At 60.8% G+C, this 16,292-nt stretch carries 16 protein-coding genes; 5 read left to right on the top strand and 11 right to left on the bottom strand.

Translation table 11 applies throughout. The features are described from left to right. Positions 1-16: 16 nt before the first annotated feature. The 7 genes from LOC54_RS08275 to LOC54_RS08245 all read right to left on the bottom strand — a co-directional run bounded on the left by LOC54_RS08275 (position 17) and on the right by LOC54_RS08245 (position 5,280). Positions 17-349, bottom strand: a complete 333-nt coding sequence (locus tag LOC54_RS08275) for a hypothetical protein (protein ID WP_279313353.1) — start codon at positions 347-349, stop codon at positions 17-19. A 45-nt stretch (positions 350-394) separates the two neighbouring features. Further along, positions 395-1,546 (bottom strand): glycerate kinase, encoded by a 1,152-nt coding sequence (locus tag LOC54_RS08270; protein WP_279313352.1) that lies wholly within the window; start codon positions 1,544-1,546, stop codon positions 395-397. A 102-nt stretch (positions 1,547-1,648) separates the two neighbouring features. After that, complete coding sequence (gene rplI, locus LOC54_RS08265) at positions 1,649-2,230, bottom strand: 50S ribosomal protein L9 (protein ID WP_279313351.1); 582 nt, start codon at positions 2,228-2,230, stop codon at positions 1,649-1,651. A 13-nt stretch (positions 2,231-2,243) separates the two neighbouring features. Next, positions 2,244-2,519: a 30S ribosomal protein S18 gene (gene rpsR / locus LOC54_RS08260; RefSeq protein WP_279313350.1), complete on the bottom strand. Its 276-nt coding sequence runs from the start codon at positions 2,517-2,519 to the stop codon at positions 2,244-2,246. 5 nt (positions 2,520-2,524) lie between these two features. Further along, positions 2,525-2,998, bottom strand: coding sequence for a 30S ribosomal protein S6 (rpsF, locus tag LOC54_RS08255; RefSeq protein WP_279313349.1), 474 nt, complete (start codon positions 2,996-2,998; stop codon positions 2,525-2,527). Positions 2,999-3,230: 232 nt separating this feature from the next. Next, positions 3,231-4,256, bottom strand: a complete 1,026-nt coding sequence (locus LOC54_RS08250) for a methionine synthase (RefSeq protein ID WP_279313348.1) — start codon at positions 4,254-4,256, stop codon at positions 3,231-3,233. Positions 4,257-4,284: 28 nt separating this feature from the next. Further along, a complete protein-coding gene (locus LOC54_RS08245; protein WP_279313347.1) occupies positions 4,285-5,280 on the bottom strand; it encodes a DUF1852 domain-containing protein in 996 nt (331 codons plus the stop codon). 204 nt (positions 5,281-5,484) lie between these two features. On the opposite strand from LOC54_RS08245, the gene LOC54_RS08240 reads away from it, so the two are divergent. Continuing rightward, positions 5,485-5,619 (top strand): hypothetical protein, encoded by a 135-nt coding sequence (locus tag LOC54_RS08240; RefSeq protein WP_279313346.1) that lies wholly within the window; start codon positions 5,485-5,487, stop codon positions 5,617-5,619. A gap of 403 nt (positions 5,620-6,022) precedes the next feature. On the opposite strand, the gene LOC54_RS08235 is transcribed toward LOC54_RS08240, so the two are convergent. The 3 genes from LOC54_RS08235 to LOC54_RS08225 form a co-directional block, all read right to left on the bottom strand. Then, the gene (locus LOC54_RS08235; protein WP_279313345.1) at positions 6,023-6,235 is read right to left on the bottom strand and encodes a hypothetical protein; all 213 of its coding nucleotides are present in this window, start codon (positions 6,233-6,235) and stop codon (positions 6,023-6,025) included. A gap of 109 nt (positions 6,236-6,344) precedes the next feature. Then, entirely contained in the window at positions 6,345-7,598 is a 1,254-nt protein-coding gene (hemA, locus tag LOC54_RS08230; protein ID WP_279313344.1) for a 5-aminolevulinate synthase, read from the bottom strand. A 138-nt stretch (positions 7,599-7,736) separates the two neighbouring features. Next, a complete protein-coding gene (locus tag LOC54_RS08225; RefSeq protein WP_279313343.1) occupies positions 7,737-8,237 on the bottom strand; it encodes a hypothetical protein in 501 nt (166 codons plus the stop codon). Between the two features lie 104 nt (positions 8,238-8,341). On the opposite strand from LOC54_RS08225, the gene LOC54_RS08220 reads away from it, so the two are divergent. The 3 genes from LOC54_RS08220 (at position 8,342) to LOC54_RS08210 (ending at position 13,676) form a co-directional block, all read left to right on the top strand. After that, positions 8,342-10,222 carry a transketolase-like TK C-terminal-containing protein gene (locus LOC54_RS08220; RefSeq protein WP_279313342.1) on the top strand — a complete coding sequence of 627 codons (1,881 nt, stop codon included), beginning with the start codon at positions 8,342-8,344 and terminating at the stop codon, positions 10,220-10,222. Between the two features lie 421 nt (positions 10,223-10,643). Then, the gene (locus LOC54_RS08215) at positions 10,644-13,433 is read left to right on the top strand and encodes a bifunctional aconitate hydratase 2/2-methylisocitrate dehydratase (protein ID WP_279313341.1); all 2,790 of its coding nucleotides are present in this window, start codon (positions 10,644-10,646) and stop codon (positions 13,431-13,433) included. A gap of 114 nt (positions 13,434-13,547) precedes the next feature. Continuing rightward, a complete protein-coding gene (locus tag LOC54_RS08210; protein ID WP_279313340.1) occupies positions 13,548-13,676 on the top strand; it encodes a hypothetical protein in 129 nt (42 codons plus the stop codon). A gap of 45 nt (positions 13,677-13,721) precedes the next feature. On the opposite strand, the gene LOC54_RS08205 is transcribed toward LOC54_RS08210, so the two are convergent. Beyond that, a complete protein-coding gene (locus tag LOC54_RS08205) occupies positions 13,722-14,099 on the bottom strand; it encodes a VOC family protein (RefSeq protein ID WP_279313339.1) in 378 nt (125 codons plus the stop codon). Positions 14,100-14,243: 144 nt separating this feature from the next. Between LOC54_RS08205 and lepA the strand changes: the two genes are divergently transcribed. Continuing rightward, the gene (gene lepA, locus LOC54_RS08200; protein ID WP_279313338.1) at positions 14,244-16,049 is read left to right on the top strand and encodes a translation elongation factor 4; all 1,806 of its coding nucleotides are present in this window, start codon (positions 14,244-14,246) and stop codon (positions 16,047-16,049) included. The last annotated feature ends 243 nt before the right edge of the window (positions 16,050-16,292 follow it).

The following is a 16,292-nucleotide window of genomic DNA, read 5'->3' as shown; positions in this document are numbered from 1 at the left end:
ATCAGCATCCTGTGAATCACATTTTTAGCCCAATGGGTACCCCGTGAGTCTGATCAAGAAACGGTTGGTATAAGTCCCCCTCGATTACATATTCTGCGTAAAGATCAATGCCTTTAATCTTGCATTCACAGAGGCAAAATATGGCTTCTTCGTTCCTTACTACTGCTTTAACGAGATCAAGTTTCGTATCATTCGCCGGTGGTAAGTCATTGTCTGACAGGAAGAGACGGACGTAAGACAATAGATTTTCGCCAAAAACCAGGATTCCGGCTCCCAGTCGTCCGAACTGATCGTGGTACAATTCAACTTCGAACTTGTGCTGTTCAGTATTATGATCATCAGTACTCACGTCATATCCTTATTGAACGCTACGCAAGTTTATTCCCGATGCCGGTCAGGCTTTGAGGGGATGTCGTGATCCGGTGAGGGACAGGGTTGCGGCGATATTGCGGGCGGTGGTTCTGAGATTGGCTGCGGCGTCTCTGAGGGCTTCCTCGATGGTGCAGACGTAGTTTACGGCTGAGAAGGCGGCATCGATGCCTTCGGCGTAGACCAGTTCCATGCCGGGTCCGAGTGATCCGGCGATGGCGATGACGGGGCATCCGTTGCGTTTTGCGATCCGGGCCACGCCGACGGGGGTTTTGCCTTTTGCGCTCTGTCCGTCGAGCCGTCCTTCTCCGGTGATGACGAGGTCTGCGTTACGGGTGGCTTCTTCCAGTCCCAGGGCTTCGAGTACGATATCGATGCCGGGGCGGAGTGTGGCGTTGAGGAAGGCGAGCAGGGCGGCGCCGGTTCCGCCGGCGGCTCCGGCGCCGGGGTGATGTGCGATGTCCTGTCCGGTTGTCTGTCTGATGAGGGCGGCGTAGTGGCTGAGGGCGTGGTCGAGGGTGGTGACCATCTCCGGGGTTGCGCCTTTTTGCGGTCCGAAGATGGCGGAGGCGCCTTCGGGGCCGGTGAGAGGGCTTGTGACGTCCGAGGCGACGCTGAAGCGGCAGGTGCGCAGGCGGGGATCGAGTCCGGCCGTGCTGATGGCGGCGAGTGAGGCGAGGGCTGCGCCGCCCGGAGGGAGGTTCTGTCCCGCGGCGTCGTGCAGGGTGAGGCCCAGGGCCTGCATCATGCCTGCGCCGCCGTCATTTGTGGCGCTGCCGCCGAGGCCCAGGAGAATTCCGGTGCATCCTTCGTCGAGGGCGGCGAGGATGAGTTCACCGACGCCGCGGGTTGTGGCGGTGAGGGGGTTACGTTCAGTGCGGGGGACGTGGGTCAGTCCGGCGGCTTCCGCGACCTCGATGATGGCCTGGTTGTCCGGGGTGATGCCGAAGCGGGCCGTGACGGGCTGTCCGGCGGGGCCTGTGACCTGTCGGGTGAGGATGCGTCCTCCGGTGGCGCTGATGATGGCGTCTGTGGTGCCTTCTCCGCCGTCTGCGGCGGGCAGGCGGACATATTCCGCGTCAGGGAAGATGGTTCTGAAGCCCTGTTCTATGGCGAGGGCGACGTCTGGTGCGGAGAGACTTTCCTTGAATGAATCGCATGCGATGACGATTTTCACGGGCTGTTTCCCTCTGCCTGTTTCTTTTCAGTCCTTATATGCAGAAAAACCCGGGACATGCCCGGGTTTTTCTGTCGCTTCGGAAGTGATTCCGTGCGCGGATCAGGCTTCGGCGGTCTCTTCGGCTGCCGGTGCTTCAGCTTCTGCCTCTGCGGCCACGTCCTCGATCGTGATCTCGTCGTCGGTGTCGATGCCGATGACTTCTCCGCGTGCCTGACGCTCTGCTTCCTCTGCGGAGCGGGCGACGTTGACGCGTACGGAGATCGTGACTTCCGGGTGCAGGGCGACCTGCACGTCGTACAGTCCGAGCTGCTTGATCGGGTGCGGCAGGGAGACCTGCTGGCGGGAGATCGTCAGCCCGGCTTCCGTTACGGTCTGCGAGATATCGCGGGTGGAGACGGAACCGTAGAGGTTGCCGCCGTCACCGGCCTGGCGGATCAGGATGACGGACAGTCCGTCCATGCGCTCGGACAGGCGTTCTGCCTCTTCGCGGCGCTTGATGTTCTGTGCTTCGAGCTGGGCGCGCTCGTGCTCGAAACGCTCGCGGTTGGCGGCGTTTGCACGGATGGCCTTGCCCGTCGGCAGGAGGAAGTTACGGGCATAGCCCGGCTTCACGCGGACGAGGTCGCCCATCTGGCCCAGATGCTCGACGCGCTGGAGCAGGATGACTTCGGTTACAGCCATGGGTCCGGTCTCCTCAGTTCACGACGTAGGGGAGGAGAGCGAGGAAGCGTGCGCGCTTGATGGCCTGGGCCAGCTCACGCTGCTTCTTCGCGGAAACCGCGGTGATGCGGCTCGGCACAATCTTGCCGCGCTCTGACAGGAAGCGGGTGAGAAGGCGCACGTCCTTGTAGTCGATCTTCGGCGCGTTCGGGCCGGAGAACGGGCAGGCCTTGCGGCGGCGGTAGAACGGGCGGCGGGCACCGACGGCGGTGCGGCGGCCTGCGGGATTGATTTCGCTGGTCTCGGACATCGGTCTTATTCCTCTGCGCCTGCGGTTTCGGCCGGATTCTCGTCACGGGCGCGGTATTCCTCGCGGTCGTCATAGGACCGGCGGGAAGAGCGGCCGCTGTCGAAGCGTCCGGAGGATTTCGGGCCGCGGAATCCGCCGCGCTCTCCGCGATCCTCGCCCTTGCGGGACAGAACCGGGGACGGGGTTTCGTCGATTTCATCGACGCGCAGGGTCAGGACGCGCAGGACGTCTTCGTTCAGGCTGAGCTGACGCTCGATCTCGCGCATGGCTTCCGGCTTCGCCTCAAGGCCGAGGAGCAGGTAGTGCGCCTTGCGGTTTTTCTTGATGCGGTAGGCCAGGGTGCGCAGACCCCAGTATTCCTGCTTCTTTACAGAGCCGGACTCGCCTTCGAGGTAGGTTTTGATGCCTTCCGCGATGGCTTCTGCCTGCTGCTGGTTGATATCGTTACGTGCGATGAGCACGGTTTCGTAAAGCGGCATTGATGTGTCCCTCCGGATTCTTTCAACCTGGCCGTCGCGGACCGTTCCGCAGGCGGGGCACTGAGGGCCGGGGGTCGGCGGGTTCAGTGCGACAGGTATAGCCGGGAGCGATGCCACGCGCCCGGCAGGGAAGGGGCGTCCTTAAGCACGGATCGGTCGGGGATGCAAGGGAATGGGTGCCTCCCTGTTTCCGCTGCCCGTGCCGCGGGGTGGCGGCACGGGAGGGAGGATTTCAGGCGAGTTCTTTTCTTACGATGTCCGCGCCTGCGCAGAGTGCGCGCAGTTTTCCCCGTGCGGTTTCGCGGGACAGAGGCGCCATGCCGCAGTTGGTGGCGGGGCAGAGCTTGTCTGCATCGACGAATTTCAGCGCCTTGCGCAGGACGTCTGCGACCTCATCGGGGGTTTCGACGGTGCTGGTTGCCACGTCGATGGCGCCGACCATGACCTTCTTGCCCCGGATCAGCTCGATGAGATCCATGGGGACGCGGGAGTGCTGGCATTCCAGAGAGACCATATCGATGGCGGATTTCTGCAGTTTGGGGAAAATTTCCTCATACTGGCGCCATTCGGATCCGAGGCCGTTTTTCCAGTCGATATTGGCCTTGATGCCGTAGCCGTAGCAGATATGGACGGCGGTTTCGCATTTCAGCCCTTCGATGGCTCTTTCCAGGGTGGCGATGCCCCAGTCGTTGACCTCATCGAAGAAGACGTTGAAGGCGGGTTCGTCGAACTGGATGATGTCGATTCCGACGGCTTCGAGTTCCTTTGCTTCCTGGTTGAGGATTCCGGCGAATTCCCAGGCCAGTTTCTCGCGGCTTTTATAGTGGTCGTCGTAGAGCGTATCGATCATGGTCATGGGGCCGGGCAGGGCCCATTTAATCGGCTTTTTCGTCTGCTGGCGCAGGAATTTCGCGTCTTCCACGAAGACCGGCTTTTCGCGCGTGACTGCGCCGGAGACGGTGGGAACGCTTGCGTCGTAGCGGTTGCGGATCTTGACGGTCTGGCGGTTTTCGAAATCAACGCCGCTGAGATGTTCGATGAATGTCGTGACGAAGTGCTGGCGGGTCTGTTCGCCGTCGCTGACGATGTCGATCCCGGCCTGGTCCTGATCGAACAGGGACAGGCGCAAGGCGTCCTGTATGCCTTCGACCAGTTCCTCTCCCTGGAGTTTCCAGGGGGACCACAGGGTTTCGGGCTCTGCGAGCCATGAGGGTTTGGGCAGGCTGCCGGCGGTTGCGGTGGGCAGGAGTTTTTTCATGACGTGTGGCCTTATGTTTACGTGGTGATCAGAGGGCGGTGCGGGCAGCGTAGTCTGCGGACCACTTTTCGAGAATATCCCTGTAGGGTTCGATGAAGTGTTCCTCGGTCAGTTTTCCCTGCTGCACGGCCAGGCGGCTGCGCTCCTCGCGATCATAGACGATCTGGGTGATCGAGCAGTCCTGGTGCTTCAGCGTGGGCTGGAAATATTCCGGGGCCGGGGAGTTCGCATTGTAGATTTCCGGGCGGTACACTTTCTGGAAGGACTCCATCGTGCTGATGGCGCTGATCAGTTCGAGATCTGAGTACCCTGAGAGCAGGTCATCGAAGAAATAGAATGCGAGGGGTGCGACGCTGCCTGCGGGCATGAAATACCGCACCTGCATGCCCATTTTTCCGAAATACTGATCGGTCATGGAGAATTCGCGCTGTTCATATTCGACGCCCAGAACGGGGTGATGGTTGCCTGTTCTGTGGTAGGTTCTGTTGCTTGAAATACTCAGGCAGATAACGGGTTTTTTTGTAAAGCTGTTTTTATAGGCGTCCGAATTGATGAAGCACCTGAACAGGTTTCCGTGCAGGTCACCAAATCCGTCGGGGGCGCTGAATCCCGTGCGGTTTTTGTTGTATTCCGGAAGAAGGACGCTGAAATCGTAATCGCGGACATAGGAGGAGAAGTTGTTCCCGATGTTTCCTGCGATTTTTCTGTTTGTTTTTCTGTCGAAAATGACGGTGTTCAGTATTTCGATCAGCGGGAAGGTTTTGTCTCCGTCTGCGAAATCGATGTCCATTTCTGCGGAGATGATTTCCAGGCCGAGCGAGTAGCGGTTACCTTCGGGATTGTCCCAGTTCGCCAGGGAGTTGAAGCGGTTATCGATCATGCGCAGGACGTTGCGCAGGTTTTCCTCGCGGCTTTCGCCTCTGGCGAGGTTGGCGAAGTTGGTTGTCAGGCGTGTGCTGTCTGCCGGTACGTAGTTCTCATCAAAGGAAATTTTCCTGAGACTGAAGGTGAAATCTCTGTTCATCGTAGGGTTCCGTGGTGTTGTCCGCGACAGGTGTGAGGCTTTTATGAATGATCAGAGGTCGCTGATTTTACGTCCGGTTTCCCGCTCATAAATCTTCATTCTGTCCGCCGTTGAGAACGATGGGGGTCTTATGCCTCAGGGGTCAGTTGAACAGAAGTGATTTTATTTCATTAACTCATGAAATTAATTCATGTTTCGGTCGGCATGAACGGAGGGATCTGCGGGCTGTTCCGGGTGGATGCCGCTTCTGCTGTTTTCGGATTTTTCCTGATTATGAGAGCGGAGATCGCGGGTGATGATACGCTGCGTGCGGCGCGGGTTGTCCGGAATTTCCGGTGAGGCGACGGTGGGGTGTGGCCGGTCGGCTCTGAAGGGGGTGTTTCAGGTTGTGGTGTCCGCGGCGGGATTCGAACCCACGGCCCCAGGATTCATACCACTTCGGCTTTCGCCGCCGTCCCCCTGAGGAGACGTTTGTGGTCTGGACTGTCCCTTCACCATAGGCCTTGCGGCCGACAGGTGCTGCCCTTCCAGTCTCTACACCTTCCTCCCCTGCGGGAGGCTTGGCTCGGGATCGGCACGGCAGAGAATGCCGGAGCGTTCCCCGAATTTGAGCAGATTCACTGCGGAGTTTCCTGCCACAGTGCCCAATTCATTCAGGAATCCTGTGCTCTATCCTGCTGAGCTACGCGGACACACGGGCTCTGCTTATCCGGTCCCGGGCCGGACGGCAAGAGAGCAATGGTCAGACGAGGAGATTAAGCAGGGATCCGCGTCCGCGGTATCTTCCGCCTGCCAGTGTCATGGGGACGAGGCTCTGGCTGCCGGACGAGCCGGTGCTGCCTGCCGTGCTTTCTCCGCCGGCCTCTGTTTCGGCTGCGCGTTCGGGGTGGGGTTTTCTCCTGATGGTCCTGCCGGACGGGGAGGAGGGAACACGCGGGAGGCTGGATGGAATCATGGGGCTTGCACCGGTTTTTCGTAAGCAGCAGCTTTCTTCTGTAGCTCCGTAATTATGAAGAAAGCATTAACGCTACTCAGGAATGCCGGTCAGGAACACCGGTCGCCGGTCAGGCGGCCTGCTGTCCGGGTTTTCCCGGGCATTCCTCCCGCATGAGTCGTCCCAAGGCTGCGACGAGCGCGTCCATCATCTCGTCCGTGTGGCGTGGTCCGGGTGTGATTCTCAGCCGTTCCGTGCCGCGCGGGACTGTCGGGTAGTTGATCGGGGTGACGTAGATTCCGGCTTCGTCGAGCAGGCGGCGGCTGATGCGTGTACAGGCGGCGGCATTGCCGACCGGGACGGGGATGATGTGGCTTGGTGTTGCGATAAAGGGGATTCCGGCGGCGCGCAGGCGGGTGCGCAGGGCGCTGACGCGTTCGAACACGGCATCCCTGCGCCATCCCTGTTCCCTGACCATGCGTACGCTGGTGAGGGCGGCGGCGATGACCGGAGGGGGCAGGGAGGTTGTGAAGATGAAGCCGGAGGCGACCGAGCGCAGGTAGTCCGTGATTTCCGCGCTGGCGGTGATGTAGCCCCCGTGGGAGCCGAAGCTTTTGGCGAGAGTGCCTTCGATGATATCGACTTCTGCCGCGGCTTCGTCGCGTTCGGAGACGCCGCCGCCGTGTTCGCCGTACAGGCCGACGGCGTGGACTTCATCGAGATACGTCAGGGCGTTGTATTTCCGGGCCAGGGCGCAGGTGCCGCGGATATCGGAGATATCGCCGTCCATTGAATAGACGCTCTCGAACGCGATGAGTTTGGGGGCATCGGGCGGTGCGGCGGCGAGTTTTGCCTCGAGGTCCTTCAGATCATTATGTTCGAAGATGACGGTGGTGCTGCCTTTTGCGCCTTTGATTCCTGCGATCATGGAGGCGTGGTTCATGCGGTCTGAAAAGCAGATCCAGCCGGGCATGGAGGTCAGGATGGCCTGCAGCGTGGCGAGGTTTGACATATAGCCGGAGTTGAAGAGCAGTCCGGCTTCCTTGCCGTGCAGTTCCGCGAGTTCGCGTTCCAGCCGGGCGTGCATCGGGTGTGTTCCGGCGACGTTGCGGGTGCCTCCGGCGCCTGTGCCGAATTCGCGGATGGCGCTGATTGCGGCTTCGCAGACTTCGGGTTCCACGCCCATGCCGAGATAGTCGTTTGTGGACCAGACGACGACGTCGCGGGGCGGGAGCGGGGCGGGAAGTTCCTCTTCGTAGACCGGGAAGCGTTCCGCGTCGCGTGCGAGCGGTGTGAAGCTGCGGTACCGGCCTTCGGCCCGGATATCGCGGAGCGCCGTTTCACAATGATCGTAAAACGGATGTCTGGCGTTGCGGATGCTCACGCCTGCGTCCCCCTGTACTGATCTGCCGTCATGGCGTACGATGTCCGTGCTGCCGGAGGCTGACCGGGAAAAGGCGACGGGCGCGGATTCCGGGCCGGTCCCGGTGAGATGTTCCGGAGGTCGTGCCTCGGGATATGTTCAGCGAATATAGACGCGGATCACGGGCTTTGCCAGTCCCGGAACGGGCATGGCGGCCATCTCGACCTGTGCGGGGTTCGCACCGGCGCTGATGATCGTGGCGGCGACCGGCTGTCCGTCCGAGGCTGTGATGCGGCTGAGTGTTCTTGCGTCTTCCGTTGCGTCCGCGCCGGAGGGGGCTGTGATCTGCACTGTGAACAGGACGTCGGGCTTGCGGGCCAGGGCGCGTTTTGTCAGGGTTCTGAGGGTGTTTTCCCACTCTTCCTGCGGTGTTCCGGCCTCGACTTCGATCAGCGGGGGAGTGGCGGGGCGTCCGGGTTTTGCGGGGGGGATATAGGGGACCGGGGGGCGGCTGGCCTTCGGGTTGAAGGTCCGCTGGTCCACCAGGTCGCAGCAGGTCATGCCGAGCAGTCCGGACAGCATTGCGCCTTTCACGAGCGTTCCGGCCAGGATGTGCGCGGCGCGGCGCGGGGACGGACGGACGGGGGAGAGATCGGGCATGATTTTCGGACCACCACGGATTGCCGGAGGGACAGAGTGCGATTTGCCACTGCTGAGGGCGGGCGTCTATAGTCGGGCGGGAAAAACAGCGGGATGCGGCGCGGATGGATGACCGTCTGACAGGCTGTTCCGAGGCGGATCTGGCGACATGGCGGTTTGCCGATGCGGCGCGCCGGCTTGTTGCGGGGCGGAGTGCCGGTATGACTTCGGGCGCTGCTCCGGGTTCCGTTCTGCCTGAGGCTCTGGAGCCGCTGTGGCTTCCGGTTGCCGTGCTGTGGGAGCGGTTCCTGCGTTTTGATCCGGCGGCGCCGCTGTGGCCTGATCGTGACCGGTTTGCGGTTTCGTCCGTCCGGATGCGGCCTCTGCTCGGGGCGTTTCTGCGGCTGACCGGCAGCACGGCGGCGGCACCTGATCTGACGGTGACGGGGTATCCTGCGGCGGGTGTGTCTGTCGGTCTGGCGGGGCAGCCTGTTGCGATTGCGGCGGGTATGGCGCTTGCGGAGCAGACTCTGGAGAAGCGGTTCGGTCAGTCTCTGGTCAATCACAGGACCTGGCTTCTCAGCGGGCGGGCCGATCTGGAGACGGGTCTGGCGATGGAGGCGGCGATGCTGGCGGGGCAGTATCATCTGCATCGTCTGTGCGTCATGACGGATATTCCTCCCGGTTCCGTTTCTGATCCTGCGGCGGACATGACGCTGAACTGTTTTCAGGCGGCGGGGTGGTCTGTCCGGCGAATCCGTCCGGCGGGTGTGGCGGAGGTTGCGGCGGTTCTGGCCGCGACGCTGCGGAGCCGTCGGCCGGTTCTTCTGGCGTTTGAGGGGCGTTTTCCGGCGTATATTCCGCAGCCGCCGCAGGGGGAGACGTCCGGTGCGTGGGTTGCGGTGACGCGGCGGGGGACAACGTTGCGGCGTTCCTGGCTGAGACGTCTGACGCGGCATCGTCAGCGGGCGGTGTTCGAGAGGGCGACCGGCGGCGGGATTACGGATCGGTTTACGGAGGACTGGCGGCGGCTCTGGCGGGGTCTGCGCCGGCCGGAGGAGCTTAATTCCGACGGGTATCTTGCTCTGGAGTTTCTGGAGCGTCTTATTCCCGAGTCCGTTTTTCTGACGTCTGCGATGGATGCGGGGCATGCGGCGCTGCGGCCGCTTCCGGTGGCAGTGCGGGCGTGCGGGGCGCGGGAGGGGGCCATGGCCGGTTTTCTCAATGGCATGACCCTTCATGGCGGGGTGCGGGGGTTTGGTGTTGCGGCGCTGGGGTCTGCGGACCGTCTGCGTCCGGCCCTGCGTTTTGCGGCGATCACCCGCCAGCGCATTCTCTGTGTTCTGGCGGAAGGGGCGGCCGGTGCGGGCGGGGTGCTGTGGCAGCAGCCCGAGCAGCTTGCCGGTCTGCGGGCGATGAAGGATCTGGCGGTTTTCCGGCCTGGCAGCCGCAGGGAGGTTGTTGCGTGCTGGGAGGGGGCTCTGCGCTGGGAGCACGGGCCTGCCGTCATGATCATTTCTCCGTCCGTGTCGGGTGATCCGGATACGGAGGCCGGGCTGCAGGGCGGGCGGGGAGATCCGGGGCGGGGCGGTTATATTCTGCGTGAGGCTGAGGGCGGGCTTCTGAACCGGAGCGTCACGCTGCTGACATCGGGCGGTGAGGCGGGGCTGGCTCTGGAGACAGCGCGGCTTCTGGAGGCGCGCGGGGGCTGTCGTGTGGCTGTGGTGTCTCTGCCCTGCTGGGAGATTTTTGCGCTGCAGGACCGGGATTATCGTGACGGCGTTCTGGGTGTGGCGCCGCGTGCGGCTCTGGAGGCGGCGTCAGGGTTTGGCTGGGAGCGCTGGACCGGGGGGGACGGTCTGTTCATCGGTCCGGAGGAGAATCCCCGGGCTGAGCTGAATCCTGAGAGTGTGCTGCCTGATCTGTCTGCGGAGCATTGTGCGGGGCGGATCGCGCATTTCCTCCGTCTTCCGTCACGCGGGAGGAGAGGGGCTGAGGGCGGCTGAGGCTTTCCGGTGTGTGTCGTCGGGCGGTGCTGTCTGACGGGCCGGGTCCGGGGGCGGTGGTCTGTGTTCAGGTGCTCTTTATGTTATGTGCGGGGAGATGAATCCGGGGAGGAAATCCGGGGGCGGAGTGCCGGTGCCGGAAAATTGAAATGACAAATGTCTCATCATAGGTCAGATCGGCAGGGCTTGGCGGGGTGAGACGGGTGATTTAGTACATGACCGGTCTGACATGACGTTCAGGCTGCCGCTTTGGGGCGGCAGGTGCTGAGTGCGGAGGACTGTCTTTAGCGGGATACAGTATCTTGTCAGCCGGTGGCTGCCGGCGTAGCTGGGACCCGTCTGACCATTAAGCCGATCTGACCCTATCCGGTTTGCAGGGCCGCGTTTCAGGCCCGGACACTTCAATGACGTTGGGAATGCCATGAACACCTACTCAGATTATCTGGCCGAAATCAAGGACAGAAAAAATCAGGGGCTTTCGCCCAAGCCGATTGATGATGGCGGGCTTGTTCGTGACATTATCGCGCTGATTGAGGATGCCGGTAACGAGCAGCGTGCCGAGGCTCTGAAGTTCTTTATTTACAACACGCTGCCCGGCACGACGAGCGCTGCGGGCGTCAAGGCGGATTTCCTCAAGAAGATCGTCCTGGGTGAGACGGTTGTTCCCGAGATCACGCCGGCCTTTGCCCTTGAGCTGCTGTCCCACATGAAGGGCGGTCCTTCGGTCCGGGTGCTTCTGGATATCGCGCTTGGTGATGCCGGTCCGGTTGCCGTTCAGGCGGGCGAGGTGCTCAAGACCCAGGTGTTCCTCTATGACGCCGACATGTTCCGCCTGCGCGACGCCTACAAGGCGGGCAATGCGGTCGCGAAGGACGTGCTCGAGAGCTATGCGAAGGCTGAGTTCTTCACCAAGCTTCCGGAGGTTGAGGACGAGATCAGCGTCGTGACCTTCATTGCGGCTGAGGGTGATATCTCGACCGATCTTCTGTCTCCGGGCAACCAGGCGCATTCGCGTTCGGATCGTGAGCTGCATGGCCAGTGCATGATCTCTCCGGAGGCGCAGCAGGAAATCGTTGCCCTGCAGAAGCAGCACCCTGACGCGCGGGTGATGATGATTGCCGAGAAGGGCACGATGGGTGTCGGTTCTTCCCGTATGTCGGGTGTGAACAACGTGGCGCTCTGGACCGGCAAGCGGGCCAGCCCTTATGTTCCTTTCGTCAACTATGCTCCGATCGTTGCGGGCACGAACGGCATTTCTCCGATTTTCGCCACGACTGTCGATGTGACGGGCGGTATTGGCATCAATCTGAAGAACTGGGTCCGGAAGACCGGTGCGGATGGCAAGCCGGTTCTGGATGCGGACGGCAATCCGGTTCTGGAGCAGAAATACTCTGTCGCGACCGGCACCGTTCTGAAGATCGATGTGAAGAACAAGAAGCTTCGTGATGCGAACGGCAATGAGCTGGCTGATATTTCCGCCTCGTTCACGCCGCAGAAGCTGGAGTTCATGAAGGCGGGCAGCTCCTACGCCATTGTCTTTGGCAAGAAGCTCCAGACGTTTGCTGCCGAGACGCTGGGCGTCAAGGCTCCGCTGGTTTTCGCGCCGAACAAGGAGATCACGGTTGACGGCCAGGGTCTGACGGCTGTTGAGAAGATCTTCAACCGCAATGCTGTCGGTGTCACGCCGGGCAAGGTTCTGCATGCGGGGTCTGATGTCCGCGTGAAGGTGAACATTGTCGGTTCCCAGGATACGACCGGTCTGATGACGGCGCAGGAGCTTGAGGCGATGGCGGCGACCGTCATTTCGCCCCTCGTGGACGGTGCCTATCAGTCCGGCTGTCATACCGCGTCCGTGTGGGACAAGAAGGCGCAGGCGAACATTCCGAAGCTCATGAAGTTCATGAACGCCTTCGGTCTGATCACGGCGCGTGATCCCAAGGGCGTCTATCCCCCGATGACGGACGTGATTCACAAGGTGCTCAATGACCTTACCGTGGATGATCAGGCGATCATCATCGGCGGTGACAGTCATACCCGTATGTCCAAGGGTGTGGCTTTCGGGGCTGACTCCGGCACGGTGGCTCTGGCTCTAGCTACGGGTGAGGCGACGATGCCGATCCCGCAGTCGGTCAAGGTGACGTTCAAGGGTAAGATGCAGCCGCATATGGACTTCCGCGACGTGGTTCATGCGACGCAGGCCCAGATGCTCCGTCAGTGTGGTGACAACGTCTTCCAGGGGCGCATCATCGAGGTGCATATCGGCACGCTTCTTGCTGATCAGGCCTTCACCTTTACCGACTGGACGGCTGAGATGAAGGCCAAGGCGGCGATCTGCATCTCTCAGGATGAGCCGCTGATTGAGTCTCTGGAAATTGCCAAGTCGCGTATCCAGATCATGATCGACAAGGGCATGGACAATGAGGCTCAGACGCTGAAGGGTCTGATTGCCAAGGCTGACAAGCGCATTGCCGAGATCCGTTCGGGCGAGAAGCCTGCGCTGGCTCCGGATGACAATGCGAAGTATTTTGCCGAGGTTGTGGTTGATCTCGATCTGATCGACGAGCCGATGATTGCCGATCCGGATGTGAACAATCCTGACGTGTCCAAGCGTTATACCCATGACACGATCCGCCCGGTTTCCTATTACGGCGGTAACAAGAAGGTTGATCTCGGATTTGTGGGCTCCTGCATGGTGCATAAGGGCGACATGAAGATCGTGGCCCAGATGCTCAAGAACCTTGAGAAGTCTCAGGGGAAGGTGGAGTTCAAGGCGCCGCTGGTGGTTGCAGCGCCGACCTACAACATCATTGATGAGCTCAAGACCGAAGGCGACTGGGAAGTTCTGGAGCGTTATTCCGGGTTCGAGTTCAACGACCTTCACCCGAAGGACAAGGCGCGGACCGAGTACGAGAACATCCTTTATCTGGAGCGTCCGGGCTGCAACCTGTGCATGGGCAACCAGGAGAAGGCGGAGAAGGGTGACACCGTTCTGGCGACCTCGACCCGTCTGTTCCAGGGTCGTGTTGTTGAGGACTCCAAGGATAAGAAGGGTGAGTCGCTTCTGGCCTCAACGCCGGTTGTGGTGCTCTCTGCGATCCTTGGCCGTATGCCGAGCAATGACGAGTATAAGGCTGCTGTCGAGGGTATCGATCTGACCACGTTCGCTCCTCCGGCGACGAAGCCGCTGGACTCCCGCTCCGTTCATTACTGAGGGGTGTGAGGGTGTTTTCGGGCGTGAGTAACGCCTGAAAACACTGCTTTCTGCTGAGGTTTTTAGCCGCCCTGTGTCTCTTCTGACGGGAGGAGATGCGGGGCGGTTTTTTTTGTGGCAGATCTGCGGGCGCTGCGTCCGGGGCCTGTGATGTCCGGCGCAGGGCGGAAATCCGGAATCGTGCAGGTGTTTATCGATTATATGAAAGAGATTATGGGTCTGACCTCTTTCCGTGGTGCGTGATGAGCCGGAGGCGGGTCCGGCTCATCTGATGTTTCCGGTCCGGTTTTACGGCACGAATTTTACGCAGAGCTTGTTTCCTGAAGGATCGCGCAGATAGGCGAGATACATGTCGCCCATCGGCGTGTGGCGGAGGCCGGGCGGGTTTTCACACGTGGTGCCGCCATGGGCGAGACCGGCCTCGTGCCATGCACTGACTTCGGCGGCATCGGCGGCGTGGAAGCCGATCGTGCCTCCGTTGGCGCCTGTTGCGGCTCTGCCGTCCAGCGGGCGTGTGATGACCAGGACGTCGTTTCCGTCCACGTAGCGAATCCGCCCTCTGGAATCGATGGTTCCTTCCGGGAGACCGAGGACCCCGAAAGTGGCGTCATAGAATGCTTTTGCGGCGTCGATATCATTGGCACCGATGACGATATGGCTGAACAAACCGCTTTCTCCTGACTGTCTGTGCGGCCCGGAAACGGGCCGGGAGAAGGGGACGCCCCGCTGCTGCGGAAGTAAAGAGAAAAGGCATGCACAGGGGTGTCAGACAGGCTGACTTTCCCCTGATTATCGCGTATGTGTCGGCACATGACCGACACGCCCCTCAGCCAGATCCGTAATTTCTCGATCATCGCGCATATTGATCATGGAAAATCCACGCTTGCCGACCGTCTGATCCAGGCGTGCGGTGCCCTGACCGCCCGTGAGATGACGAATCAGGTGCTCGACAACATGGAGCTTGAGCGTGAGCGCGGCATCACGATCAAGGCGCAGACCGTCAGGCTGACTTACCCGGCGAAAGACGGCAAGACCTATGTCCTCAATCTGATGGACACGCCGGGCCATGTGGATTTTGCCTATGAGGTCAGCCGTTCCTTGGCGGCCTGTGAGGGATCGCTGCTGGTCGTGGATGCCTCTCAGGGTGTGGAGGCGCAGACGCTGGCCAATGTCTATCAGGCGATTGAGGCTAACCATGAGATCGTGCCGGTTCTGAACAAGGTTGATCTTCCTGCGGCCGAGCCGGAGCGCGTGAAGGAGCAGATCGAGGAGGTGATCGGTATTCCGGCGGATGATGCGGTGCAGATTTCCGCCAAGACCGGTCTGAATATCGAGGGTGTGCTGGAGGCTATCGTCACGCGTCTGCCGCCGCCGCAGGGAGATTCGGAGACGCCGCTGCGCGCGATGCTGGTGGACAGCTGGTATGATGCCTATCTGGGCGTCATCATTCTCGTGCGCGTCAAGGAAGGTCGTCTGAAGAAGGGCATGAAGATCCGCATGATGTCGTCAGGTGCGGTCTATCAGCTTGATCAGGTGGGCGTGTTTGCCCCGCGTATGGTGCCTGTGGATGAGCTGGGTCCGGGCGAGATGGGCTATATCAATGCGGCCATCAAGACCGTTGCGGACTGTAATGTCGGTGATACCATCACGGATGACCGCCGTCCTGCCGCGGAGCCTCTGGCCGGCTTCAAGCCGTCGATTCCGGTTGTCTGGTGCGGGCTTTTCCCGATCAACGCGGATGATTTCGAGAAGCTGCGTGACAGTCTTTCCAAGCTGCGCCTGAACGATGCGTCGTTCCATTACGAGGCGGAGACCTCCGCCGCGCTCGGCTTCGGATTTCGCTGCGGGTTCCTCGGGCTGCTGCATCTGGAGATCATTCAGGAGCGGCTGTCGCGTGAGTTCGATCTGGATCTGATCGCGACGGCGCCGTCCGTGGTCTATCACATCCGCCGCACGAGCGGGGAGACGGAGGAGCTGCATAATCCTGCGGACATGCCGGACCCGTCTCTGATCGAGAGTATCGAGGAGCCGTGGATCAAGGCGACCATCATGGTTCCCGATGAGTATCTCGGTTCGGTGCTGACGCTCTGCACGGAGCGGCGCGGCGTTCAGGAGGACCTGACCTATGTCGGGAACCGGGCCATGGCTGTCTATCGTCTGCCTCTGAACGAGGTCGTGTTTGATTTCTATGACCGTCTGAAATCCCTGACGCGCGGCTATGCGAGTTTTGATTATCAGATGGACGGCTATCAGGAGAGCGATCTCGTCCGTATTTCCATTCTGGTCAATCAGGAGCCGGTTGATGCGCTGTCCTTTATCGCGCATCGCTCGGCGGCGGAGACGCGGGGGCGGGCGATCTGTGCCAGGCTGAAGGATCTGATCCCCCGCCAGCTTTTCAAGATCGCCATTCAGGCCGCCATCGGCAGCCGGATCATCGCGCGTGAGACCATCGGGGCACTGTCCAAGGACGTGACGGCCAAGTGTTATGGCGGTGATATCAGCCGTAAGCGCAAGCTTCTGGAGAAGCAGAAGGAAGGCAAGAAGCGCATGCGGCAGTTCGGCAAGGTCGAGATCCCGCAGAGCGCCTTCCTTACCGCCCTGAAGATGGATGGCTGAGGGCGTGTCGTCATTCAATTCGGGTGATGTCGGTGGCGAATTGTAGTACTGCGAGGAATGTTGATTTCAGCTTGTCGGATTATGTTGTAATGCCTTTGAACTACTTCAGTTCAGGCGAAGAGTGGTCCCCATGCCCTTTGAGGCGAAATCGAAGGGCATTCTCTAGCTAGGTTCTGTTGACAAAAGACGGTAGCCACAATTTTACGGCTGCGAGGTTAAGAAAGGCGAGAAACGATATTCTTG

The sequence above is a fragment of the Acetobacter sp. AN02 genome, from assembly GCF_029759835.1.
Classification (GTDB): Bacteria; Pseudomonadota; Alphaproteobacteria; order Acetobacterales; family Acetobacteraceae; genus Acetobacter.
Note: the sequence above shows the minus strand (reverse complement) of the source record. Positions and strands in the feature narration are given on the sequence as shown.

Bases quoted from the DNA above. Each gene is read 5' to 3' on its own strand.
- LOC54_RS08235 (WP_279313345.1), bottom strand. From the start codon at position 6,235: ATGATTCCATCCAGCCTCCCGCGTGTTCCCTCCTCCCCGTCCGGCAGG.
- rpsR (WP_279313350.1), bottom strand. From the start codon at position 2,519: ATGTCCGAGACCAGCGAAATCAATCCCGCAGGCCGCCGCACCGCCGTC.
- rplI (WP_279313351.1), bottom strand. From the start codon at position 2,230: ATGGCTGTAACCGAAGTCATCCTGCTCCAGCGCGTCGAGCATCTGGGC.
- LOC54_RS08215 (WP_279313341.1), top strand. From the start codon at position 10,644: ATGAACACCTACTCAGATTATCTGGCCGAAATCAAGGACAGAAAAAAT.
- rpsF (WP_279313349.1), bottom strand. From the start codon at position 2,998: ATGCCGCTTTACGAAACCGTGCTCATCGCACGTAACGATATCAACCAG.
- lepA (WP_279313338.1), top strand. From the start codon at position 14,244: ATGACCGACACGCCCCTCAGCCAGATCCGTAATTTCTCGATCATCGCG.
- LOC54_RS08220 (WP_279313342.1), top strand. From the start codon at position 8,342: ATGGATGACCGTCTGACAGGCTGTTCCGAGGCGGATCTGGCGACATGG.
- LOC54_RS08245 (WP_279313347.1), bottom strand. From the start codon at position 5,280: ATGAACAGAGATTTCACCTTCAGTCTCAGGAAAATTTCCTTTGATGAG.
- LOC54_RS08240 (WP_279313346.1), top strand. From the start codon at position 5,485: ATGAACGGAGGGATCTGCGGGCTGTTCCGGGTGGATGCCGCTTCTGCT.
- LOC54_RS08225 (WP_279313343.1), bottom strand. From the start codon at position 8,237: ATGCCCGATCTCTCCCCCGTCCGTCCGTCCCCGCGCCGCGCCGCGCAC.
- LOC54_RS08250 (WP_279313348.1), bottom strand. From the start codon at position 4,256: ATGAAAAAACTCCTGCCCACCGCAACCGCCGGCAGCCTGCCCAAACCC.